15 protein-coding genes and 1 pseudogene are annotated in these 17,355 nt (G+C 69.4%); 2 read left to right on the top strand and 14 right to left on the bottom strand.

Annotation, left to right across the window (positions count from 1 at the left end; genetic code table 11):
• Window positions 1-18: 18 nt before the first annotated feature.
• Complete coding sequence (locus tag ACZ49J_RS25265; RefSeq protein ID WP_467451725.1) at window positions 19-222, bottom strand: response regulator transcription factor; 204 nt, start codon at window positions 220-222, stop codon at window positions 19-21.
• A gap of 34 nt (window positions 223-256) precedes the next feature.
• Window positions 257-658 carry a hypothetical protein gene (locus ACZ49J_RS25270; RefSeq protein WP_467451724.1) on the bottom strand — a complete coding sequence of 134 codons (402 nt, stop codon included), beginning with the start codon at window positions 656-658 and terminating at the stop codon, window positions 257-259.
• A gap of 242 nt (window positions 659-900) precedes the next feature.
• Between ACZ49J_RS25270 and ACZ49J_RS25275 the strand changes: the two are divergent.
• Window positions 901-1,149: pseudogene (locus ACZ49J_RS25275) on the top strand (hypothetical protein); the annotation flags it as partial.
• A 168-nt stretch (window positions 1,150-1,317) separates the two neighbouring features.
• Here ACZ49J_RS25275 and ACZ49J_RS25280 read toward each other — a convergent pair.
• The 10 genes from ACZ49J_RS25280 to ACZ49J_RS25325 form a co-directional block, all read right to left on the bottom strand.
• Window positions 1,318-2,859 carry a sensor histidine kinase gene (locus ACZ49J_RS25280; RefSeq protein WP_467451723.1) on the bottom strand — a complete coding sequence of 514 codons (1,542 nt, stop codon included), beginning with the start codon at window positions 2,857-2,859 and terminating at the stop codon, window positions 1,318-1,320.
• Window positions 2,856-3,599 (bottom strand): response regulator transcription factor, encoded by a 744-nt coding sequence (locus ACZ49J_RS25285; protein WP_467451722.1) that lies wholly within the window; start codon window positions 3,597-3,599, stop codon window positions 2,856-2,858. The genes ACZ49J_RS25280 and ACZ49J_RS25285 overlap by 4 nt, the downstream gene beginning before the upstream one ends.
• A 51-nt stretch (window positions 3,600-3,650) precedes the next feature.
• On the bottom strand, window positions 3,651-5,882 hold the full coding sequence (locus ACZ49J_RS25290; RefSeq protein WP_467451721.1) for an ArnT family glycosyltransferase: 2,232 nt from the start codon (window positions 5,880-5,882) through the stop codon (window positions 3,651-3,653).
• A gap of 17 nt (window positions 5,883-5,899) precedes the next feature.
• Entirely contained in the window at window positions 5,900-7,189 is a 1,290-nt protein-coding gene (locus ACZ49J_RS25295) for a bifunctional glycosyltransferase family 2/GtrA family protein (protein ID WP_467451720.1), read from the bottom strand.
• A gap of 152 nt (window positions 7,190-7,341) precedes the next feature.
• Window positions 7,342-8,178 (bottom strand): fumarylacetoacetate hydrolase family protein, encoded by an 837-nt coding sequence (locus tag ACZ49J_RS25300; protein ID WP_467451719.1) that lies wholly within the window; start codon window positions 8,176-8,178, stop codon window positions 7,342-7,344.
• Window positions 8,179-8,208: 30 nt separating this feature from the next.
• Window positions 8,209-9,780 carry a sensor histidine kinase gene (locus ACZ49J_RS25305; RefSeq protein ID WP_467451718.1) on the bottom strand — a complete coding sequence of 524 codons (1,572 nt, stop codon included), beginning with the start codon at window positions 9,778-9,780 and terminating at the stop codon, window positions 8,209-8,211.
• Window positions 9,777-10,523 carry a response regulator transcription factor gene (locus tag ACZ49J_RS25310; protein WP_467451717.1) on the bottom strand — a complete coding sequence of 249 codons (747 nt, stop codon included), beginning with the start codon at window positions 10,521-10,523 and terminating at the stop codon, window positions 9,777-9,779. The genes ACZ49J_RS25305 and ACZ49J_RS25310 overlap by 4 nt, the downstream gene beginning before the upstream one ends.
• Before the next feature lie 86 nt (window positions 10,524-10,609).
• The gene (locus ACZ49J_RS25315; protein WP_467451716.1) at window positions 10,610-12,349 is read right to left on the bottom strand and encodes a CotH kinase family protein; all 1,740 of its coding nucleotides are present in this window, start codon (window positions 12,347-12,349) and stop codon (window positions 10,610-10,612) included.
• A complete protein-coding gene (locus ACZ49J_RS25320) occupies window positions 12,349-13,026 on the bottom strand; it encodes a DUF4956 domain-containing protein (protein ID WP_031480877.1) in 678 nt (225 codons plus the stop codon). Before ACZ49J_RS25320 ends, ACZ49J_RS25315 begins: the two co-directional genes overlap by 1 nt.
• On the bottom strand, window positions 13,023-13,838 hold the full coding sequence (locus ACZ49J_RS25325; protein ID WP_467451836.1) for a VTC domain-containing protein: 816 nt from the start codon (window positions 13,836-13,838) through the stop codon (window positions 13,023-13,025). The genes ACZ49J_RS25320 and ACZ49J_RS25325 overlap by 4 nt, the downstream gene beginning before the upstream one ends.
• Before the next feature lie 1,733 nt (window positions 13,839-15,571).
• On the opposite strand from ACZ49J_RS25325, the gene ACZ49J_RS25330 reads away from it, so the two are divergent.
• Complete coding sequence (locus tag ACZ49J_RS25330) at window positions 15,572-15,703, top strand: acyl-CoA dehydrogenase family protein (protein WP_467451715.1); 132 nt, start codon at window positions 15,572-15,574, stop codon at window positions 15,701-15,703.
• Between the two features lie 8 nt (window positions 15,704-15,711).
• Here ACZ49J_RS25330 and ACZ49J_RS25335 read toward each other — a convergent pair whose 3' ends face one another.
• Window positions 15,712-16,563: a nuclear transport factor 2 family protein gene (locus tag ACZ49J_RS25335; protein ID WP_467451714.1), complete on the bottom strand. Its 852-nt coding sequence runs from the start codon at window positions 16,561-16,563 to the stop codon at window positions 15,712-15,714.
• 156 nt (window positions 16,564-16,719) lie between these two features.
• A complete protein-coding gene (locus tag ACZ49J_RS25340) occupies window positions 16,720-17,322 on the bottom strand; it encodes an ATP-binding cassette domain-containing protein (protein WP_467451713.1) in 603 nt (200 codons plus the stop codon).
• Window positions 17,323-17,355: the final 33 nt, after the last annotated feature.

Genomic DNA, 17,355 nt, shown 5'->3' on the forward strand with positions numbered 1-17,355 from the left:
CCGGTACGGCACAGGCTCTCACCGTTCCACGAAGCGGACCACCTGCTCCGGGGCCGGGAGCAGCAGCCCGTCACGGACCGCGAGGGCCGTGGCCTCGGCCCGGGAAGCGGCGCCGGTCTGGCGCAGCAGGTGCTCCACGTGGGTGTGCACGGTCCGTGGCGACAGGAACAACGCCTGGGCGATGGCCTGATTGGTCTGGCCCGTGGCCGCCCGGGTGAGCACCTCCAGCTCCCTCGGGCTCAGTCCGTACGGCAGCTCAGTAGGCGTCTCGACACACCAGCACGGCGTCTGCGACCGGCACCGACCGGTGGCGGTGCAGGACGACCCGGTGCCAGGCCCCCTCGGCCGGCCACAGCAGGCGCAACCGCCGCCCGCCGACGTCGGCGAAGGCCCGCAGCAGCTCATGGAACGCCGTGTCCCGCACGGCTCGTTCGCGCTCCTGCCCCGGCACGTCGATCACCGATCCGTCCGCCACCAGGCTCGCCGCGCTCTCCCGCCCGAGGCCCTCCAGGTCGTCGGCCCGCGGCACCGGGTCGGCCAGGGCCGGGATGACGGACGCGAGCAGCTGCCGCGCGTCGGTGTCGTACGCGTTCACGCCCGTGGCGGACAGATGCACCAGACCCACCAGCCGCCCGTGCCGGCGCAGCGCCCCGGTCACTCCGTCGCGGAAGCCCGCGGGCCGTACCCGCTCGGCGTGGAACCATCCGCCACGACGCCCTCCTCCAGCCCGGCGAGCGCACCGGGTTCGCGGTCCGGTTCCCGGCCGGCCACCAGGCGCAGATGGCGTTCCTCCTGACCCGCTACGCCGGCAACGCCTTTCTGGTCGCCGCGCTCTTGGGCACTGGAGTGCCTACGGTGCGCCGCCACTGCCGTGGGTGGCCGGCACCGCCCGGGCTCCGGCTGCGCCGGGCACTGCGCTGCCGTGTCGTGGACCTCGTGTGCCCGCGGTGCGTGTCCGGTATCGCGCGCACCATCCCGGAGAAAACCGACCAGCAACGGCACCGGCTGAGGCGCGGACGCCACGGCGGCCGACCGCCAGGGTTCGACCGGGAGACCTATCGGCGGCGCAAGATGATTGAGCGCTGCTTCAACAGGCTCAAGGGCTTCCGCGGGATCGCCACCCGATACGCCCGTGCGGCCGTTCGGTTTCCGTACGCCGGCTCTGTCAGATCCCTCCGGTACGGTGCGAGCAGCCGGGCCCTCGCAGCGGCACATCAGAAGAAGGTGGCGTGGGAGCCACGTCCCGCCGCAGGCCGGCACGCCGACGAATTCGCCCTCTGATTCTTCCGAGCAGTGGGGCGCTCGGGCAGCAAGGCATCAACGTCGACGGCCCTGCCCGAAGTCGGCTGCGGGGAGGACCAGGCGGAAGGTGCAGCCCTCGCCCGGGACGGTGTCGAGTTCGAGACGGCCGCCGTGGCCCTGGGCGATGGCCGCGGCGATGGCGAGGCCGAGGCCGCTCCCGCCGTGGCTGCGGGAACGGGCGGGGTCGGCCCGGTAGAAGCGATCGAAGACGTGCTCGGCGTCGACGGGGGCGAGGCCCGGTCCTTCGTCCGCCACCTCGATCACGCTGACCGGGAGGCGCTCCGGGAGTGGCGGCGAGGCCGAGGTGCGTCCCGGCCGGTCGGTGCCGCCGGTTCCGGGTCCGGTCTCTGTCGTGCCCACACGTACGTGGACACGGGTGCCCGGCGGGGTGTGGATGCGGGCGTTGGACAGCAGGTTCTCCAGGATCTGGCCCAGTCGGCGCGGGTCGCCGACGGTCTCGGCCACGTCGAGTTCCTCGGTGCCGCCCGGATCGGCCGGAGTGAGCAGCGGACCGAGGTCGACGGGGTGGGACTGGCTGTGGACGGCGGCCGCGCTCACCGCGTCCGCCGCGAGCGCGAGCAGGTCGACCCGTTCTTTGCGGTAGGAGGGTTCGCGGTCCAGGGTGGCGAGCAGTTGGAGGTCGTCGACGAGCAGGCTCATGCGCTCCGCGTTCTGCGCGATGAACCGGTTGGCCTCCCGTAGCTCACGCTCCGGACGCCGCTCCGGACGCAGTGCGAGCTGGGCGTACCCCTGGATGGCGGTGAGCGGAGTGCGCAGTTCGTGCCCGGCGTCCGCGACGAACCGGCGCAGCCGTGCCTCGGAGGCCTCTCGTGCCAGCAGGGCGGACTGCAGCCGGTCGAGCATGGAGTTCAACACCCGGCCGAGCCGTCCGATCTCGGTGCGCGGGTCGGTGTCCGGCAGTCGCAGGTCGAGTCGGCCCGCGGTGATGTCCTGGGCGGTTCGTTCCGTCCTGGTCAGTGGCAGCAGTCCCAGCCTGACCACCCACCGGCCCAGGGCGAGCAGGCCGGCGATCGTGACAGCGAGCAGCACGGCGTTCAGCCACAGCAGCTTCGAGGTGGCGCCGTCGACGGTGTCGAGCGGCAGGGCGACCACCGCGCTCATGCCGTCCGGGCCGGGATTGAGCAACACCCGCCAGTGGCCGTCACCGCTGGTGGCGGACACGGTTTCCGGGTACCCGTCCCGCAAGCCGAGGTCCTGTGCCTGATCGGCCAGCCGAGGCCCCGGCTTTGCCTCCGTGCCGAGGGAGTTGTTCAGGCGATGCCCGGAGGAGTCGTAGAAGTAGACGTGGAAATCCGACGGCAGTACGTCCAGACGCTCGTCCGACGCGGGGAAAGCGCCACGGAGGGCGTCATAGAAGGCCGGGGTCGGGGGGTGGAACTCCACCAGCTGCTGGTCCACGCGATCGAGCAGCCAGGAGCGGAGCACCACGTAGCCGATGGCCTGGGAGGTCAGAACCGCCGCCGTGGCGAGGACGGTGACGCCGAGGATCAGTCGTTGGCGCAGTGAGCCGGGTGGCCGGGGCAGGCGGGGGATCACTGCTCCGGCGTCCCCTCGTGGTCGCGGGGCAGCCGCAGGCAGTAGCCGACGCCGCGCACGGTCTGGATGAGCGGCGGCTCGAAGCAGTCGATCTTCCTGCGCAGGTAGCGGACGTACGTCTCGATGATCCTGGCGTCACCGGCGAAGTCGTAGCTCCAGACGTGGTCGAGGATCTGGACCTTGCTCACCACCTGGCCGGCGTTGGACAGGAGGTAGGCCAGGAGCTTGAACTCGGTCGGGGACAGGGCGATGTACTGTCCCGCGCGGTGCACTTCGTGAGCGCCCTCGTCGAGTTCGAGGTCGGCGTAGCGCAGGACGCTCGGTGGTGGCAGTGCCGCCTCCACCGGTGCCGTGCGGCGCAGGATGGCCTCGATACGCAGCAGCACCTCCTCGATGCTGAACGGTTTGGAGACGTAGTCGTCGCCGCCGACGCTCAGGCCCTGGATGCGCTCGTCGGTGCCGGTGCGGGCGGTCAGGAACAGGATCGGACATTCGTCACCGGCCGCCCGCAGCCTGCGGGTCACCTCGAAGCCGTCCAGGTCGGGCAGCATCACGTCGAGCAGCACCAGGTGCGGTCGCAGGCGTTCGACCTCGACGAGGGCGGACTGTCCGGTGTCGGTGCTGCTCACCTCGTATCCGGTCAGGCGGAGCGTCGCCTCCAGCAGGGTGCGGATGCTGGGCTCGTCCTCGACCACGAGAAGCCGATGTCGCGGACGAGGCGTTGCGGACTGCTCGGTCATGACGTGATGCTGGTCCGTTCTCCCGGGTGGTACCCGTTGCTCCGGCGTCGCCTACGTGGCGGCGCAGTCGTACAGCACGTCGGCTCCTGCTCCGAAGCCCATCGCACTACCGCTGCTCTCCTTCGACGACGTGCCGCCGTACGCCGATGCCGGAACCTTGGTGCAGTTGTCGGCGATCCAGTCGGAACGCTGCTTGCTGTAGTTGCGGGACCCGGTCATGCCCGGCCTGCCGCCGCTGTTCGTGTCGGAGCCCAGGACGTAGCGTAGCTCCCCGCTCTTCGTCCACTCCTTCAACTGGTCCACCGACGGCGCGTTGTCGCTGCTGGTGAAACCGCCCATGCCGATGACGGTCTCGTCGGAGCCCAGGATGAAGGAGCTGGCCGCCATGGCACCGCCTTCGACGGCGAGCTTGATGCGGGCGTGAGGTGCGTGCTCTACGGCGTAGTCGAGGATCTTGCGCTGCTCGTTGGTGAGTTCCCCGCCGCCGAAGCCGCCGCGTCCGCTGGGGGCCTTCCCGGAACCGCCGCCGGGGAACGACGGCATGCCGCTGTCTCCCGAAGTCCAGCCTCCGGGCATGCCGTTCGCTCCCCCTGTGGGCATACCGGACGGCATGCCTGACGGCATTCCCGAAGGAACATCGCCGGAGGAGGGCTGACCGGACTGTCCCGAAGGGGCGTCACCACCAGGGAAGCCCGACGGCATCCCCGACGACGGAAGGTCGCCGTCGCTCCCGCTCTGCCGGGGCATCCGGCCGCCCCCGCCGAACGTCATCGGACCGGCCGTCGGGTTGGAGCCGCCCATCGCGGATGTCGAGCCCGGTACGCTGACCGCCCACGCTCCCGGGGCCACCAGGACCGACGCGACGGCGGCACCCACGGCGACCGTCAGCAGCCGGCCGCGCCGCCGCGCGAGGAGCAGCAGGACGACCGCGGCGCAGCCGAGCAGCAGGACCGGCCACACCAGCCAGCCGTTCCAGTCGGAGTCGCGGCGGACCAGTGCCACCGCCCAGACCGCGCTTACCACGACCGCGGCCACGCCCGCCAGGGGCGCCCAGCGCACACCGGCACGGTGGACACGGGCCAGGGCGGCGATCAGTCCGCCGCACAGGGCCGCGATCGCCGGAGCGAGCTGAGTGGTGTAGTAGGGGTGGAAGATGCCCTTCTGTGTCGAGTACACGGCCGCGCAGACCACCAGCCAGGTCCCCCACAGCAGCCAGCCGGAGGCCGGCAGCAGGGCGTCGGCGGACAGCAGGCCGCGTCGGCGCATCACCACGCCGACCAGGGCGACGGCCAAGGCCAGTGCGCTGACCGGCAGCAGCCAGCTGATCTGGCCGCCCACCTGCGCGTTGAACAAACGGCCCAGGCCGGACTCACCACCGAACCCGCCGCCGAACCCGCCCATGCTCTGGGACATCCCGTCGCTCGAACCGAAGACACGCCCCAGCCCGTTGTAGCCGACCACGAGATCCCAGGCCGAACCGTCCTTGCTGCCGCCGATGTAGGGGCGGTCGCCCGGCCACAGGGCGACCATGGCGACCCACCACAAGGAGGACGCCGCCAGGATGGCCCCCGCGCCCAGCAGACGCCGCACTAGCGGTATCCAGGGGCCGCTTCCTCCCACGAGCCAGGCGAGAGTGAACGCGGGAATGACCATCCAGGCGGCGAGCATTTTGGTGAGGAATCCGCACCCGATCAGGAAGCCGCTCGCACACAGCCACCAGGTCGCGGTCCTGCCCTCGGCCTGCAACGCGCGGGTGAGCGCGTACGCCGCGGACACCAGCAGCAGGACGAGCAGCGTGTCGGGGTTGTTGTCCCGGTTGATGGCCACGGTGATGGGCGTGAGAGTGAGCACCAGCGCGGCGACCAGCGCCGCCCCCTCCCCCGCCCAGCGCCGCACGGTGCGATGCAGGACGAGGACCGCGGCCACGCCCTCGATCATCTGCGGCAGCACCAGCGCCCAGCCGTGCAGCCCGAAGATCTTGCTGCTGATCACCTGCGGCCACAGCGCGGCCGGCGGTTTGTCGACCGTGACCACCCCGGCCGGGTCGTACGAGCCGAAGAGGAAGTTGGTCCAGCTTTTCCCCATCGACTTCACGGCCGCGGAGTAGTAGCTGTTGGCCCATCCCAGAGAGCCCAGTGACCAGCCGTACAGGACGGCCGCGAGCACGAGGATCGCTCCGAGTGCGGCCGGTGCCGCCCAGGCGGGCAGCGAGCGGACGAACGCAGGCGATTCGTCGGCTGTTGAGGCGGTCGGTACGGGCTTGAGGTGCGTGGGATTGCTCATGTCGGAAGTCGCTCTCGTCAACGGGTACGGCGGGGGGCGCTGGTAAAGACGGCCAGCCGCAGCACGGCGAAGCGCACGCAGGTGACCGCGACGGATGCCGTGGCGAGGACCGCGGTCTCCGCGGCTGTCGAGGCCCCGGGATCGAGCCACTTGAACCACAGCACCGCGCTGGAGGTGACCAGGTACCCCAGGACGAACAGGCCCCCGGCGCCCAGGTGCGCTCGCGCGGGCGGAGCAGTGGAGTACCGGAAGGTGAGGCGTCGGTTCGCCTCCGTGTTGAGGACGGTGAGGACGAACAGCGAAACCAGGTTGGCGACAGCCGGGCTCCACCAACCGCGCAGCAGCCAGTACAGCAGGGCCTGCCCGACCGTGGAGACGACACCGATCGCCAGGAAGCAGCCGACCTCCCAGGACAACGCGCCACGTCGGGTGGCGGGTGCGAGGACCGCGTCGGGGTGCTCGGCGGCCGGCGCGGGGCGAGACGGTACGTCGACCCGGGCGCCGCCGGATGCCTTGAACCGCGCCATCCGCCACAGCCCTCGCAGGTCGTCCGTGGCGGTGCCCACGATGTCCACGCGGGTATCGACGTCCTCGACCCAGTCGACGGGGACCTCGTGGACCCGCAGTCCGTTGTGCTCGGCGAGCAGCAGCAGCTCGGTGTCGAAGAACCACGCGTCGTCGCGGGTCACCTGCAGCAACGGCTTCAGCACCTCGGTGCGGGCCGCCTTGAATCCGCACTGGGCGTCGGTGAACCGGACGCCGTGCGTGAGCCGGATGATGCCGTTGTAGCAGCGGGAGATGAACTCGCGCCGCGGTCCGCGCACCGTGCGCGACCCAGGTGCCAGCCGGGAACCGATGGCGAGGTCCGAGTGACCGCTGGCCAGGGGCGCGACCAGCGGCAGCAGCCCGTCGAGGCCGGTGGACAGGTCCACGTCCATGTACGCGACGATGTCCGCGTCGCTGGCGCCCCAGACGGTGCGCAGGGCGAGGCCGCGGCCCTTGCGGTCGAGGTGGACGACGCCGACGCCCGGCAGTTCGTCGGCGAGGCGACGGGCGGTGGCGAGGGTCTCGTCGGTGCTGGCGTTGTCGGCGACCGTGATCCGCCACGGAAAGGGGAAGTCCGCCGCCAGTCGGGCGTGGAGTGTGCGCAGGCAGCCGGGCAGGGCGCGTTCCTCGTTGTAGACCGGCACGACGATGTCGACCGTCGCGGTACCGGCCTGAGCGTGAAGGGACCGCTCGACTTGCTGGAACGGGGCCAAGCGCTCCGGGCGGGCGGTGGTCTCGGTGAGGTGGGGGGTGGGAGTCATGGCTTCCTCAGGCGTGAGGGGACGGCAGACTGCGGCTCTGAGGCCCTGGTCCGGGCCGCGGCCTCACTGTTGCCGCCCTGCCTGTGGAGGCGGGGAAAGAACGCTGAGAACTGACGGTGAGTCAGATCTATGGCCGAAAGCGCTCCCACGGTTCACTGCGAACCCGACCGCACCACGGAGTTCCTGAGTTCCCCGACACCCTTGATCTCGGTGACCATGTCCACACCGGGGTACAGAAGGACCTCGGGTTCGCCAACGGTGCCGGGTCCGGCCGGTCTGCCCATCGTGATCAGGTCTCCGGGCAGCAGCGTGATCGTGGTGCTGACATGGGCGATGACGGTGGCGGCGTCGAAGATCAGCTGTGAGGTGTTCGCCCTCTGGCGGACCCGCCCGTCGATGACACAGCTCATCGTCAGACCCCGGCCGCCCATCGGCACGTCGTCGGTGGTGACCAGGGCGGGGCCCACCAGGGTGACGTCGGTGGACAGGCCCGGCGCGGGGGCGCTTCCCGAGTCGCTGCGCGCGGCCACGCCGTTGACGACGGTGTACCCCGCGACATGGCGCAGCGCAGTCCGGGCGGTGACCCCACGGGTCCGGCACCCGATCACCAGGCCCAACTCCACGCCCCAGTCCACGTTCCGTCCCTCGGCCGGCAGGCAGATGGCGTCGCGGGCACCGGCAACGCCTTGGCCGCCTTGCCGCACGGAGAACACCGGAACGGTGGGGAAGGAGGTGCCCGTCTCCCGTACCCGTGCGGCATAGTTGGGTCCGAGACGAACGATCTTGCTCGGCCGGGTGATGAGGGGCGCGTAGGAGATGTCGTCCAGCCGGTGGCGTTCACCGCTTTCCTCAGCGGCTCGTTCCCGCCAGTTCTCGCCGGAGGCGATCAGCGCCCCGACGTCCGGGTAAGGCAGCACCACGCAGTGCTTCTTCTGCAGACGTGCGGCGGCTGTACGGCCTTGTCCCAGTCGTACGGTGCTGAGCTTCACCGGTGGCACTCCTTTTGTAGCGATGCGGTCCTATACGCAGGTGTGGGGAGCCGGGGCAGCCGTGGCTGCAGCGGCGGGCTGATACGGCAGGAGCAGACGGAAGGTGCAGCCTTCACCTGGCCTGGCCTCGAGTTCCAGACGGCCGCCGTTGGCCTCCGCGGCGCCGGCGGCGATCGCAAGCCCCAGGCCGGACCCCGCTGCCGCGGCCCGCTCGGCCGAATCGGCGCGGTAGAACCGCTCGAACACCCGCCGCGCGTGCGACTCGGCAAGGCCGGCCCCGTCATCGGCGACCTCGACGACACAGACCTGAGTGCCGAGTGTGAGCGGCGCGTTGGCGCTGGTACGGCCCGGTCCAGTCGTGCCCGGCCCGTATGGGCGGACTCGGGAGGTGCCGACGCGCACCTGGATGTGTGTCCCGGTCGGAGTGTGGACGCACGCGTTGGTGAGCAGATTCGACAGGATCTGCGCCAGCTGATGCGGGTCGCCGACGGCGTCGACGACGTCCAGCTCGTTCACGCGGGCGTCGTCCTCGGGGTCGGCGAGAGTGCCAAGTCCTATGCTGCGCCCGGGGTGTCGCACGGCGACGGCAGCGATACCGTCGGCCACGAGAGAGAGGAGGTCGACTGGTTGCCACCGCGTCGCGGGTACCTCACCGAGCTTGGCCAGTTGGGACAGGCTCTCGATGAGACGGCTCATCCGGTCGGCGTTCCGCACGATCAGCTGCTGTGCCTCCTGGCGTCGTTCCAGGCTCATCTCCGGCTCCTGCACCAGGAGTTCGGCGAAGCCCTGCAGAGACGTGAGGGGAGTTCGCAGTTCATGGCCGGCGTCCGCCAGGAAGTGGCGCAGCCGTTGCTCCGACGCCTCGGTGCGACGCAGCGCGGTGCGCAGCCGGTCGAGCATCGTGTTCAGGGCACGGCTGAGGTGGCCGACCTCGGTGACCGCATGCCGGTCCGAAACGCTCAGTTCCAACTCACCTTCGGCGATGCGCCTGGCAGTGCGCTCGACTCCGACCAGCGGCCGCAGTCCCAGCCGCACAACCAGGGTGCCGAAGAGGACGACCCCCGCTGCGACGGCCACCCCGATAGCGAGGCTGAACCACAGCATCCGGGAGGTCGCCTCGTCCACCTCCTTCAGAGGCAGCGCCACCACGACCCGGGTGCCGTCGGTGCCGGACCGGGCGATCACCCGCCAGGTGCTGCCACCGTCGGTCGCGGCGACCGTGGCGGGTCGGCCGTTCTCGAGGCCGAGTTCCGCCTCCGACTTCGGGAGTCGCGGCCCGGCACTCCCCCCGTCGCCGCTCAGCGACACGGCAATCCGGTGGCCGCCTCTGTCGTAGAAGTACACCCGGTAGTCCGAAGGGAGGCCGCCCGTCCTGCCGGGCGCCCCTGCCGCCGTCCGGCCGTCGGCCACGTCCTGATACAGCTGGGGCACCAGCTGGAAACGGGTCAGTCGCCCGTCGACCTGGTCCGTCAGCCAGGAGTGGAGCAGGGCGAGCGATGCCGCCTGACAGAGCAGAACCGCCGAGGTGGCCAGCAGCGTGACGCCGAGCACCAGGCGGGCTCGCAGCGAGCGCGGTTTCAGCCGGCGCAGCCACCGCCTCACAGCGCCGCCGCCCCCGGTCCGGGGCGCGCGGCCCGCAGGCAGTAGCCGACACCGCGGACCGTCTGGATGAGCTGGGGTTCGAACCGGTCTATCTTGCGCCGCAGGTTGCGTACGTAGGTGTCGACGATGCGGGCGTCACCGGCGAAGTCGTAGTGCCAGACCTCGGACAGGATCTCCTTCTTGCCCACTACCCGTTCCGGCTGCGCAAGCAGGCAGACCAGGAGCCGGAACTCGGTGGGCGACAGCTGGATGGGCAGACCGGCCCGGCGCACCTCGTGGGTCTGCTGGTCCAGCACCAGATCCGCGTACCGCAGCGGCGGCGTCCTGGTCCCTCCGCCCGGTGGCATGTCGCTGCGCCGCAGGATGGCACGGATGCGCAGCAGCACCTCCTGCACGTGGAACGGCTTGGTGACGTAGTCGTCGCCGCCGGAGCTGAGGCCGATGATGCGGTCCTCGACGTCCGTACGCGCCGTCAGGAACAGCACCGGCGTATAGACGCCCTCAGCCCGCAGATGACGGGTCACCGCGAAGCCGTCGATGTCCGGAAGGCCGACGTCCAGCACGATCAGGTCGGGTTGACCGCGGCCGGCCTCGAACATGGCGGTCTGGCCCGTGTCGGCGGTGCTCACGGAGTAGCCGGCGGCGTGCAGGGCGGAAGTGAGCAGGGTGCGGATGCTGGGGTCATCTTCGACGACAAGCACATTGTGCTGGGGTGGCGCGAGCGCCGAGGGCGCGACGGGCATGGACCTTCCTTTGCTCGTGAGGCGTTCGCGGTGTGCCGAACGCCCGGACGGCGCCCCACGGGGGACTGCCGTCCGGGCGCCGGTGATCAGCCGGTCACCTCCTTGTTCTTGGCCAGCGCCGCGGTACGCTCGGTGACCGTCTTTCGCAGCTTCTCGACGGCGGAGTCCAGCTCCTTGCCGTCGGCACCGGCCTTCCCCGCCTGCTCGGCGATGGCGTTCAGCGCCTTCAGGGCGGTCCCGGAGCCGTAGAACTTCTGGTACAGCTCCTTGTACGCCTTCTTGTAGACGGGATCGAAGGTGTCCGAGTCCAGGAAGCGCTCCTTCAGCGGGTGGCCCATCATGCCGGCGAACCCACCGCCTTCGCCCTCACCGCCCTGACCGCCTTGGCCGTTCTGACCGCCCGGTAGACCGGAAGGCATTCCGGACGGCATGCCTTCCGGCAGATTCTCGGGCATCCGCGAAGGCATTCCTTCGGGCATTCCTGACGGCATCCCGGAGGGCGTGTTCTGTGCGGCCTGGCCACCTGTGCCCTGGCGGCCCTGCCCAGTGGCATCTCCAGCGCCACCACCGAAGGCACCACCCATGCCCGTGTCGTCGTCCGGGCCCGAGGTCGCGTCACCGCTGAAGGTGAGGTTGTAGTCCCATCCCAGGACCGAGAACTTCTTGGTGTCCAGGTCGTACCACAGCAGGTAGTTCTTGCCGGGTCCGGCCATGTCGTCGAAGTTCAAGAGCAGGTTCTGCGCGGCGAGATACGTCGCCAGGGACTCGACGTCCACGTACTGGTCGAGTTCCTTCTCGAACTCCTCGTCCGACGCCTCGTTTGCCCATTTGATGAGCTTCATGACCGGCTCCAGGTCCTGACTACCCACCTTGTTGAGCTGCTCGAACGACTCCTCATAGTCGGTCGGGTCGTCGCCCTTGTACTCGAAACTGCCGCCCGCCCGCGCCTTGTAGAGCACGCCGTTGCCGTCAGCGATGGACTCCGCGTACTCCGTGTCCGGGCTCTCGACCATCAACCGGGTGGCGACCGGGCGGGTGTTGACCTTTACCGACGTGAAGGCGTATCGCTCGTTCTTCTGACCGGTGGTGTCCGTCAGGCTCAGCGCGAGGGCCTCGTTCACCGGAACCTGGCCGTTGCTTCCGGGGCGCAGCGAGATCTCCCGCTCGCCCTGATAGGCGCGGCCCTCGACGAACTCGTCGATCTTGATGAGCCAGGGCAGTTCCTCGGGCTTCTTCTCGGACAGGTTGTAGTTCGTCATCAGGCCCCCCATGCCGCCGGCCCCGCCGGGACCGCCGCCATTGGCCTGGCCGCGGTCCCGGCCCCCGGTGGCGCCGTCCTGCTGCGCCTCCGGGGCGCCCTGCTCGGCGCCTTCGGGCATGGTCCGGCCGCCACCGGGCATGCCCTGGCCGCTTCCGCGCAGGGACGACAGTGTGGAGTTGCCCTTGAGGCGGATTCCAACGTCCTCGAGGTAGACCCCGTCGATGGTGAGGTCGGCCTCGATGTAGTCCTTGGTCCCGTCCTCGCGGAACTCCTTCATCATCTTGGTGAAGTCGGTCTGGTCGTATTCCAGTTGGATGGAGTGGGAGACCGAGGTGTCGTACAGGTCGACCGTGCCCTCGACGTTCTGCGTGATGGCGTCCGCCTCCACGCGGGAGGAGGAGGTGACGTACGGCGAGATTCGGGCGTCGCCGAAGAAGTAGACCATCACCACCAGTCCCGCGCAGAGGGCGCCGGCCGGCTTCCAGTGGTGCCGCAGCCGTACGGGGATCCGGTCGCGGAGCCGCCGCGGCCTGCGCCGGGGAGCCGCCTCGCTGCCGCCGGCCATCACAGGTCGGTCGAGTCGTAACCGGTGAGCACGGTCACCCGCTGGCCCGATGTCCGCTCCTGCAGCGCGGCCACCAGGTCGCCGGGCTCGGTGCCCTTCTTCATGCGCACCGTGTAGAACACCTCCGTCAACGCCCCGCCGCGGATCGTCTCGGTGCTCACCAGCTCGAACTCCGTGGTGTACCGGATGAGGACGTCACGGATGGCCGAGGTGTAGTCCTCGCCCGCGGGGACCTGGACCTTGACGACCTGGCGCTGGACGCTCAGGGCGAACCAGTTGAACTTGAACATCACGACGACGACCACGGAGATCACCACGGCCGCGACGGCGGCGAGGGTGTAGAAGCGGGCACCGCAGGCCATGCCGATGGCCATGGCCAGGAAGACGAAGCCGACGTCCCTGGTCTCCTTGATGGCGTTCCGGAACCGGATCACCGACAACGCGCCGACCAACGAGAAGGCCCGTGCCAGGTTCGATCCGACCACCAGCATGATCAGGGCGACAACCATCCCGACGATGATGAGCGTCTGGACATAGGACTGGCTGTAGGAGACGTTGCGGTGCGTGTACCGGTACACGTGGCCGATCAACGTGCTCAGAATGAACGACAGCGCCATGGCGACGACGACGTCGGTAACGCTGAACGTACCGCTGAGTTCCTGCAGATCGAAGTTCACTGTGCTCCTGCTTTCAAGGGCGCTTCGTGCGCCGCATACGTGTTCGGCGGCTGGTGGTCCGCCTCGTGGATGTGGAACACGGACCGGGGTGCCAGACCGAAGGCCTCGATGGACTGCACGTACTTGGAGACCCGGATCAGGTTGAGGTTCCGACGCGCCGCGAGGTCCGTGATCCAGTACGGCGTGCGCTCGTTGACCTTGATCTCCATCACCGACAGGTGCGGCGGGATGGTGAACCGGTTCTCGGGGGTCGGTGTCCCGAAGTGGAAGTCCCGGTCCCGGCCACGGATGCGCCGGTCGAAGGTCACCCGCAGTCCGGTGTCCGCGTCTCGGCCGACCAGGGCCTCGCGCTGGTAGCCGGTGATCGCGGTGGGTTGGAGATTCAGCCGTACGACGAGTTCGAGCACCTCCTGGATGAAGGCGCTCTCCTTCGCGGAGTGCTCCACCATCTCCCGGCCGTCGCACAGCTGGCGGGCGACGCCGTACGGAAGGGTGATGCGGCGCTTCTGTGTGACCCGGTTGACGCGCTGCTTGATCTCCACGCACACAGGGGCCTCGTCGGTGACCCCGTCCAGGTTGCCGTAGTGGCGGATGCGCAGCTTTCGCCGGAACTTCAGGCCCTCGATCTTCTCCCAGTAGAACCGCAGCTGCGGGGTGTCGTAGTACAGGCTCCACACGCCGTACCCGCCGACCGGGCTGTTCAGATCGCGGTCCATTCGCTCGGCCAGCTCGTCCCGGATCTCGGCCGCCTCCTCGACCGGTACGAGGTACTTGAGCTCGAACCGGTTGAACGAGTGCAGCCTGCTGGCCACGTGCAACGGATGTTCCTCTGCCGGGCCCTGCTCCTCCTCCCGGCTCTCGGATTTCCGCCACGTGGTCACCGGTAGTGCCACCATGCGCCTCCTTCGTCGTACGGCCCGATCGGGCCACGCAGGACACGAAACCGGTGGGATGTGAGAAGCAGCTGAGAATTGCGGGGTAATTCCAGGAGTACTTGAGATGTCCAATGGATGAACTGCGCGCGTTGACGCGGCGTCCTCACGGTCCGGGACAGCTCTTGTCGGTGCGGACCGTGATGGAGGAAGTGATCGGCTCTGCTTCGACGTGCCTGCCGTGCAGTGCGGTCTGCTCCGCTTCACGCGCTCATCGCGACTCGGATGCGGAGCAACTTTCAGGCGACAGGCCCGGACGCCGAAGTGGTGGGATGCAGCTACTGCGACCTCGACCCGCTCCGGGCGGCGATGCAGGACGTCGAGGGCGTCCACATGATCACTCCGGCCCTCGACAGCATCCGCACCGGTGCCTGGCTGACCGGGACGCCACTCGCGAGCACCCGCACCTCCCGCTTCAGTCGCCTGAGCCCCGGACAGACAACGCCGCATTCGCCTACGGAGTCCTGCAGGGGACCCGACCTGCTTCGCAGCCCTTGTCGGTCTGTTCCTTTCCTTGTGGCCTCAACACGGCCGCAATGAGGCGCATTGCGCCCGGAACGAAGGCAAGGGTGGACGGTCACTCCAGCTCGCGAGCGGGCGTCGAACCCTGTCCGCAGCGGATTCCCCTTCCAACGCGCAGAGGCCCCGCCTCCGGTGTCGGGGCGGCGCCTCTGCGGCCGTTTCCGCAGGCCGAGGTCTGCGGCGCTGGTTATCGCTCAGCGGCGAGCGGCAGGCAGTGATCTCCGAGGTGCGTCCGGGCCGGGCCACCGAGATTCAGGGCAGTCGGCCCCGGTCGTCGGTGAGCGCGATAGGACCGCCCGCCCCGCCACCCGGGCGAGAGCCGGGGCGACGGCGGTTTCCGCCGCGGCCCGGTCCTGCTCGGGCAGCCGGTTCAGCGCCCGCTCCGCGATCACCAGTTCTCCCACTCGGCTGGCCTGGACCTCCTGTCGGCTGCTTGGCCGACTCCGCGGCGTGCACGTCCAGTTCAGTCCGGGCGAGTTTGTGATCCGCTCCAGCCCCCGCATACCGACGCTCCCCGCGACACCCCCCCTACCGCCCCGGTGACGGATGGTAAGAGCGGCACGGTCCTCGGCACGGCAGAACCCGACAACGGCAACGGCCGCCACGGCAGACGATCTTCGCCGTGGACACCCGCCGACGACCAGCATGAGTATCCGCTCGCCCCTCGCACCAGACCTTTGACCTGCGAACTTCACGTCGCACGGGCCTCACTGGAAGTTCGCGGATCTCCCGGGAGGGCATGACGGCGTCATCTCCGCCTCAGGCCCAGCGCGATCCTGACGAAGCTGCGGGCCCATCGCGCTGATGCAGGATGTCGCCGTCGCGGTGCTCGTGGCGCTGTTCACCCTGGCCGAGCGCACCCGCGACCGTCGCTCCTCGCGGTGTGCGCCGCCCTGTCCGCCCTCGCGAGCAGCACTCCGTAGCCCTTGCCGAGGTCGACCGGACCATGAAACTGGTCTTGTTCGCGTACGGCCTGGCCACCAGCGTGGCCCGGTTCCCTTCGGCCGGCTCCTGCAAGCGCAACGGGACTTGGCACGGCGGCTTGTCGAGGTCGAGGAGGCCGGGGAGCACGAGCGGGCCCAGCACAGGCCGTGGCGGCGAAGGCGCTCCAGGTTCACGGTGGATACGGCTGCACCCAGGACTTCGCCGTGGAGAGGCTGTTGCGCGACGCGATGTCCCTATGGGCAGCCACCGGGGTCAAGCGCGCCGCTACGGCGGCGTGATCGTCACGTCACTGCCCAGCATCGAGGGAACCCGGTCTGAGTGCCGGGATGTCCCAGTGCTCCACGATCCGGCGATCGACCAGTCGGAAGATGTCGACACCGAGGCCGGTCAGATTTGCGACGCGGACGCGTTCGAGGAACCAGACCAGGTCGCCTTCAGCGACAGTGGCGACCACCGTGAAGCTCGGCCTGAACTCATCCGGAAGGCCGCCGATTTCCTCCAGGGAGCGACGGATGGCCTCAGGACCGTCGGGGATGTTCTCGTTGTGCTGGAGGTAGACCTCGCCCCAGTGATCAGCCACGACGGTGTGGTCGAACTCGATGAATCGGGCGAAGGCCGCCGACGCCACCTCGCGGTTGATCGCCGTCATCGCGGCTTTCCCGTGGCCCGTACCGTGAGTGCGCTGGTAGGCATCGCTGAACACCGACCTTCCGCTGATGGTGCTCGACGGCACGGCGACGTGGAGCTGCCAGTGCTCCGCGACCTGGTCGCCGACGAAGCGGAAGAATTCACACCAGGACTCGCCGCTGAACTCGTCACGCGGATCCGTTGAAGCCTGCCAGTGCACGGCCACGAACTCATCATCAGAGACGGTTCGCTTCACCGTTGCGACGACTCCGGGAAGGCGAGTCTGCAGCTCGAGGTAGAGCTGACGCGCTCCGGCCGGCCCGTCGCTGAGCGGCTGGGAGGAGCGGTGATGGCGGGCCTCTGGCGAGAAGATCGTCTCAAGGACATCGCCACTGTCGACATGGAGGCGTCCGGCGGTCAGGGCGTCGTAGATGCGCAGTACCGACTGACGTCGGCGTTCGGATTCGAGCATGAGCTGTGATTCTCCGGTCGTAATCTTGAGGTGCGGCACGAGGACTCCCGCCGTCGTGTCCGCGGCGGCGTCATAGCAGTGGCATGCAACGTGTCCGCCGTCGGCCGCGAGGTGGACCGGCGGCTGCTCGACCCGACACCGGTCCTCCGCGAACCCACACCTGGGTGTGAAGGGGCAGCCTCCGCCCCGCGGTGGCTAGGGGCGAGGACCACGCGCGGGGCGCAGCTGATCTGGCTTCGCCGGCCGGTCGAGCTGAGGCGATGCCGCGACCAGGGCCTGGGTGTAAGGATGGTGTGGGTGGCGGGCAACCGTCTGCGCGGGCCCGTCCTCGTCGAGCACCTGGCCACGGTAGAGCTCCACGGTCCAGTCAGACAGGTAGCGCACGACGTCGAGGTCGTGACCGATGAAGCAGTAGGTGAGCGAAGTGGCACGCTGCGCGTCCTTGAGGACATTCAGCACCTGTGCCTGGACTGACACGTCGAGCGCGCTGACCGGCTCATCGGGGGCGAACGCTTCGCTCCTCACGCGCCGACTCGTGGGCACCTCCTCGGCGACGCTGACTGCGACCGGCAGCGACGGATTGAGCGAGCTGTACGGGTCCTGGAAGATCGCCCCAATCCGGTCCGGTTCCTGGCGCCGACGACGATGGGCGTCGCTGCTGACGTCCTGCCTGTCGAACGGGATACGTCCGGCGCTGATGGGCCCCAGCCCGAGGATGGCGTGACCGATCGTCGTCCTTCCCGAGCCGGACTCGCCCACCAGGCCGAGTGTCTGGCTGGCTCGTATTGTGAAATGCACGTCCAAGACCGCGGTGGCCCGGTGGATGCCGCG

It is taken from the genome of Streptomyces sp. NPDC030840 (assembly GCF_055572015.1).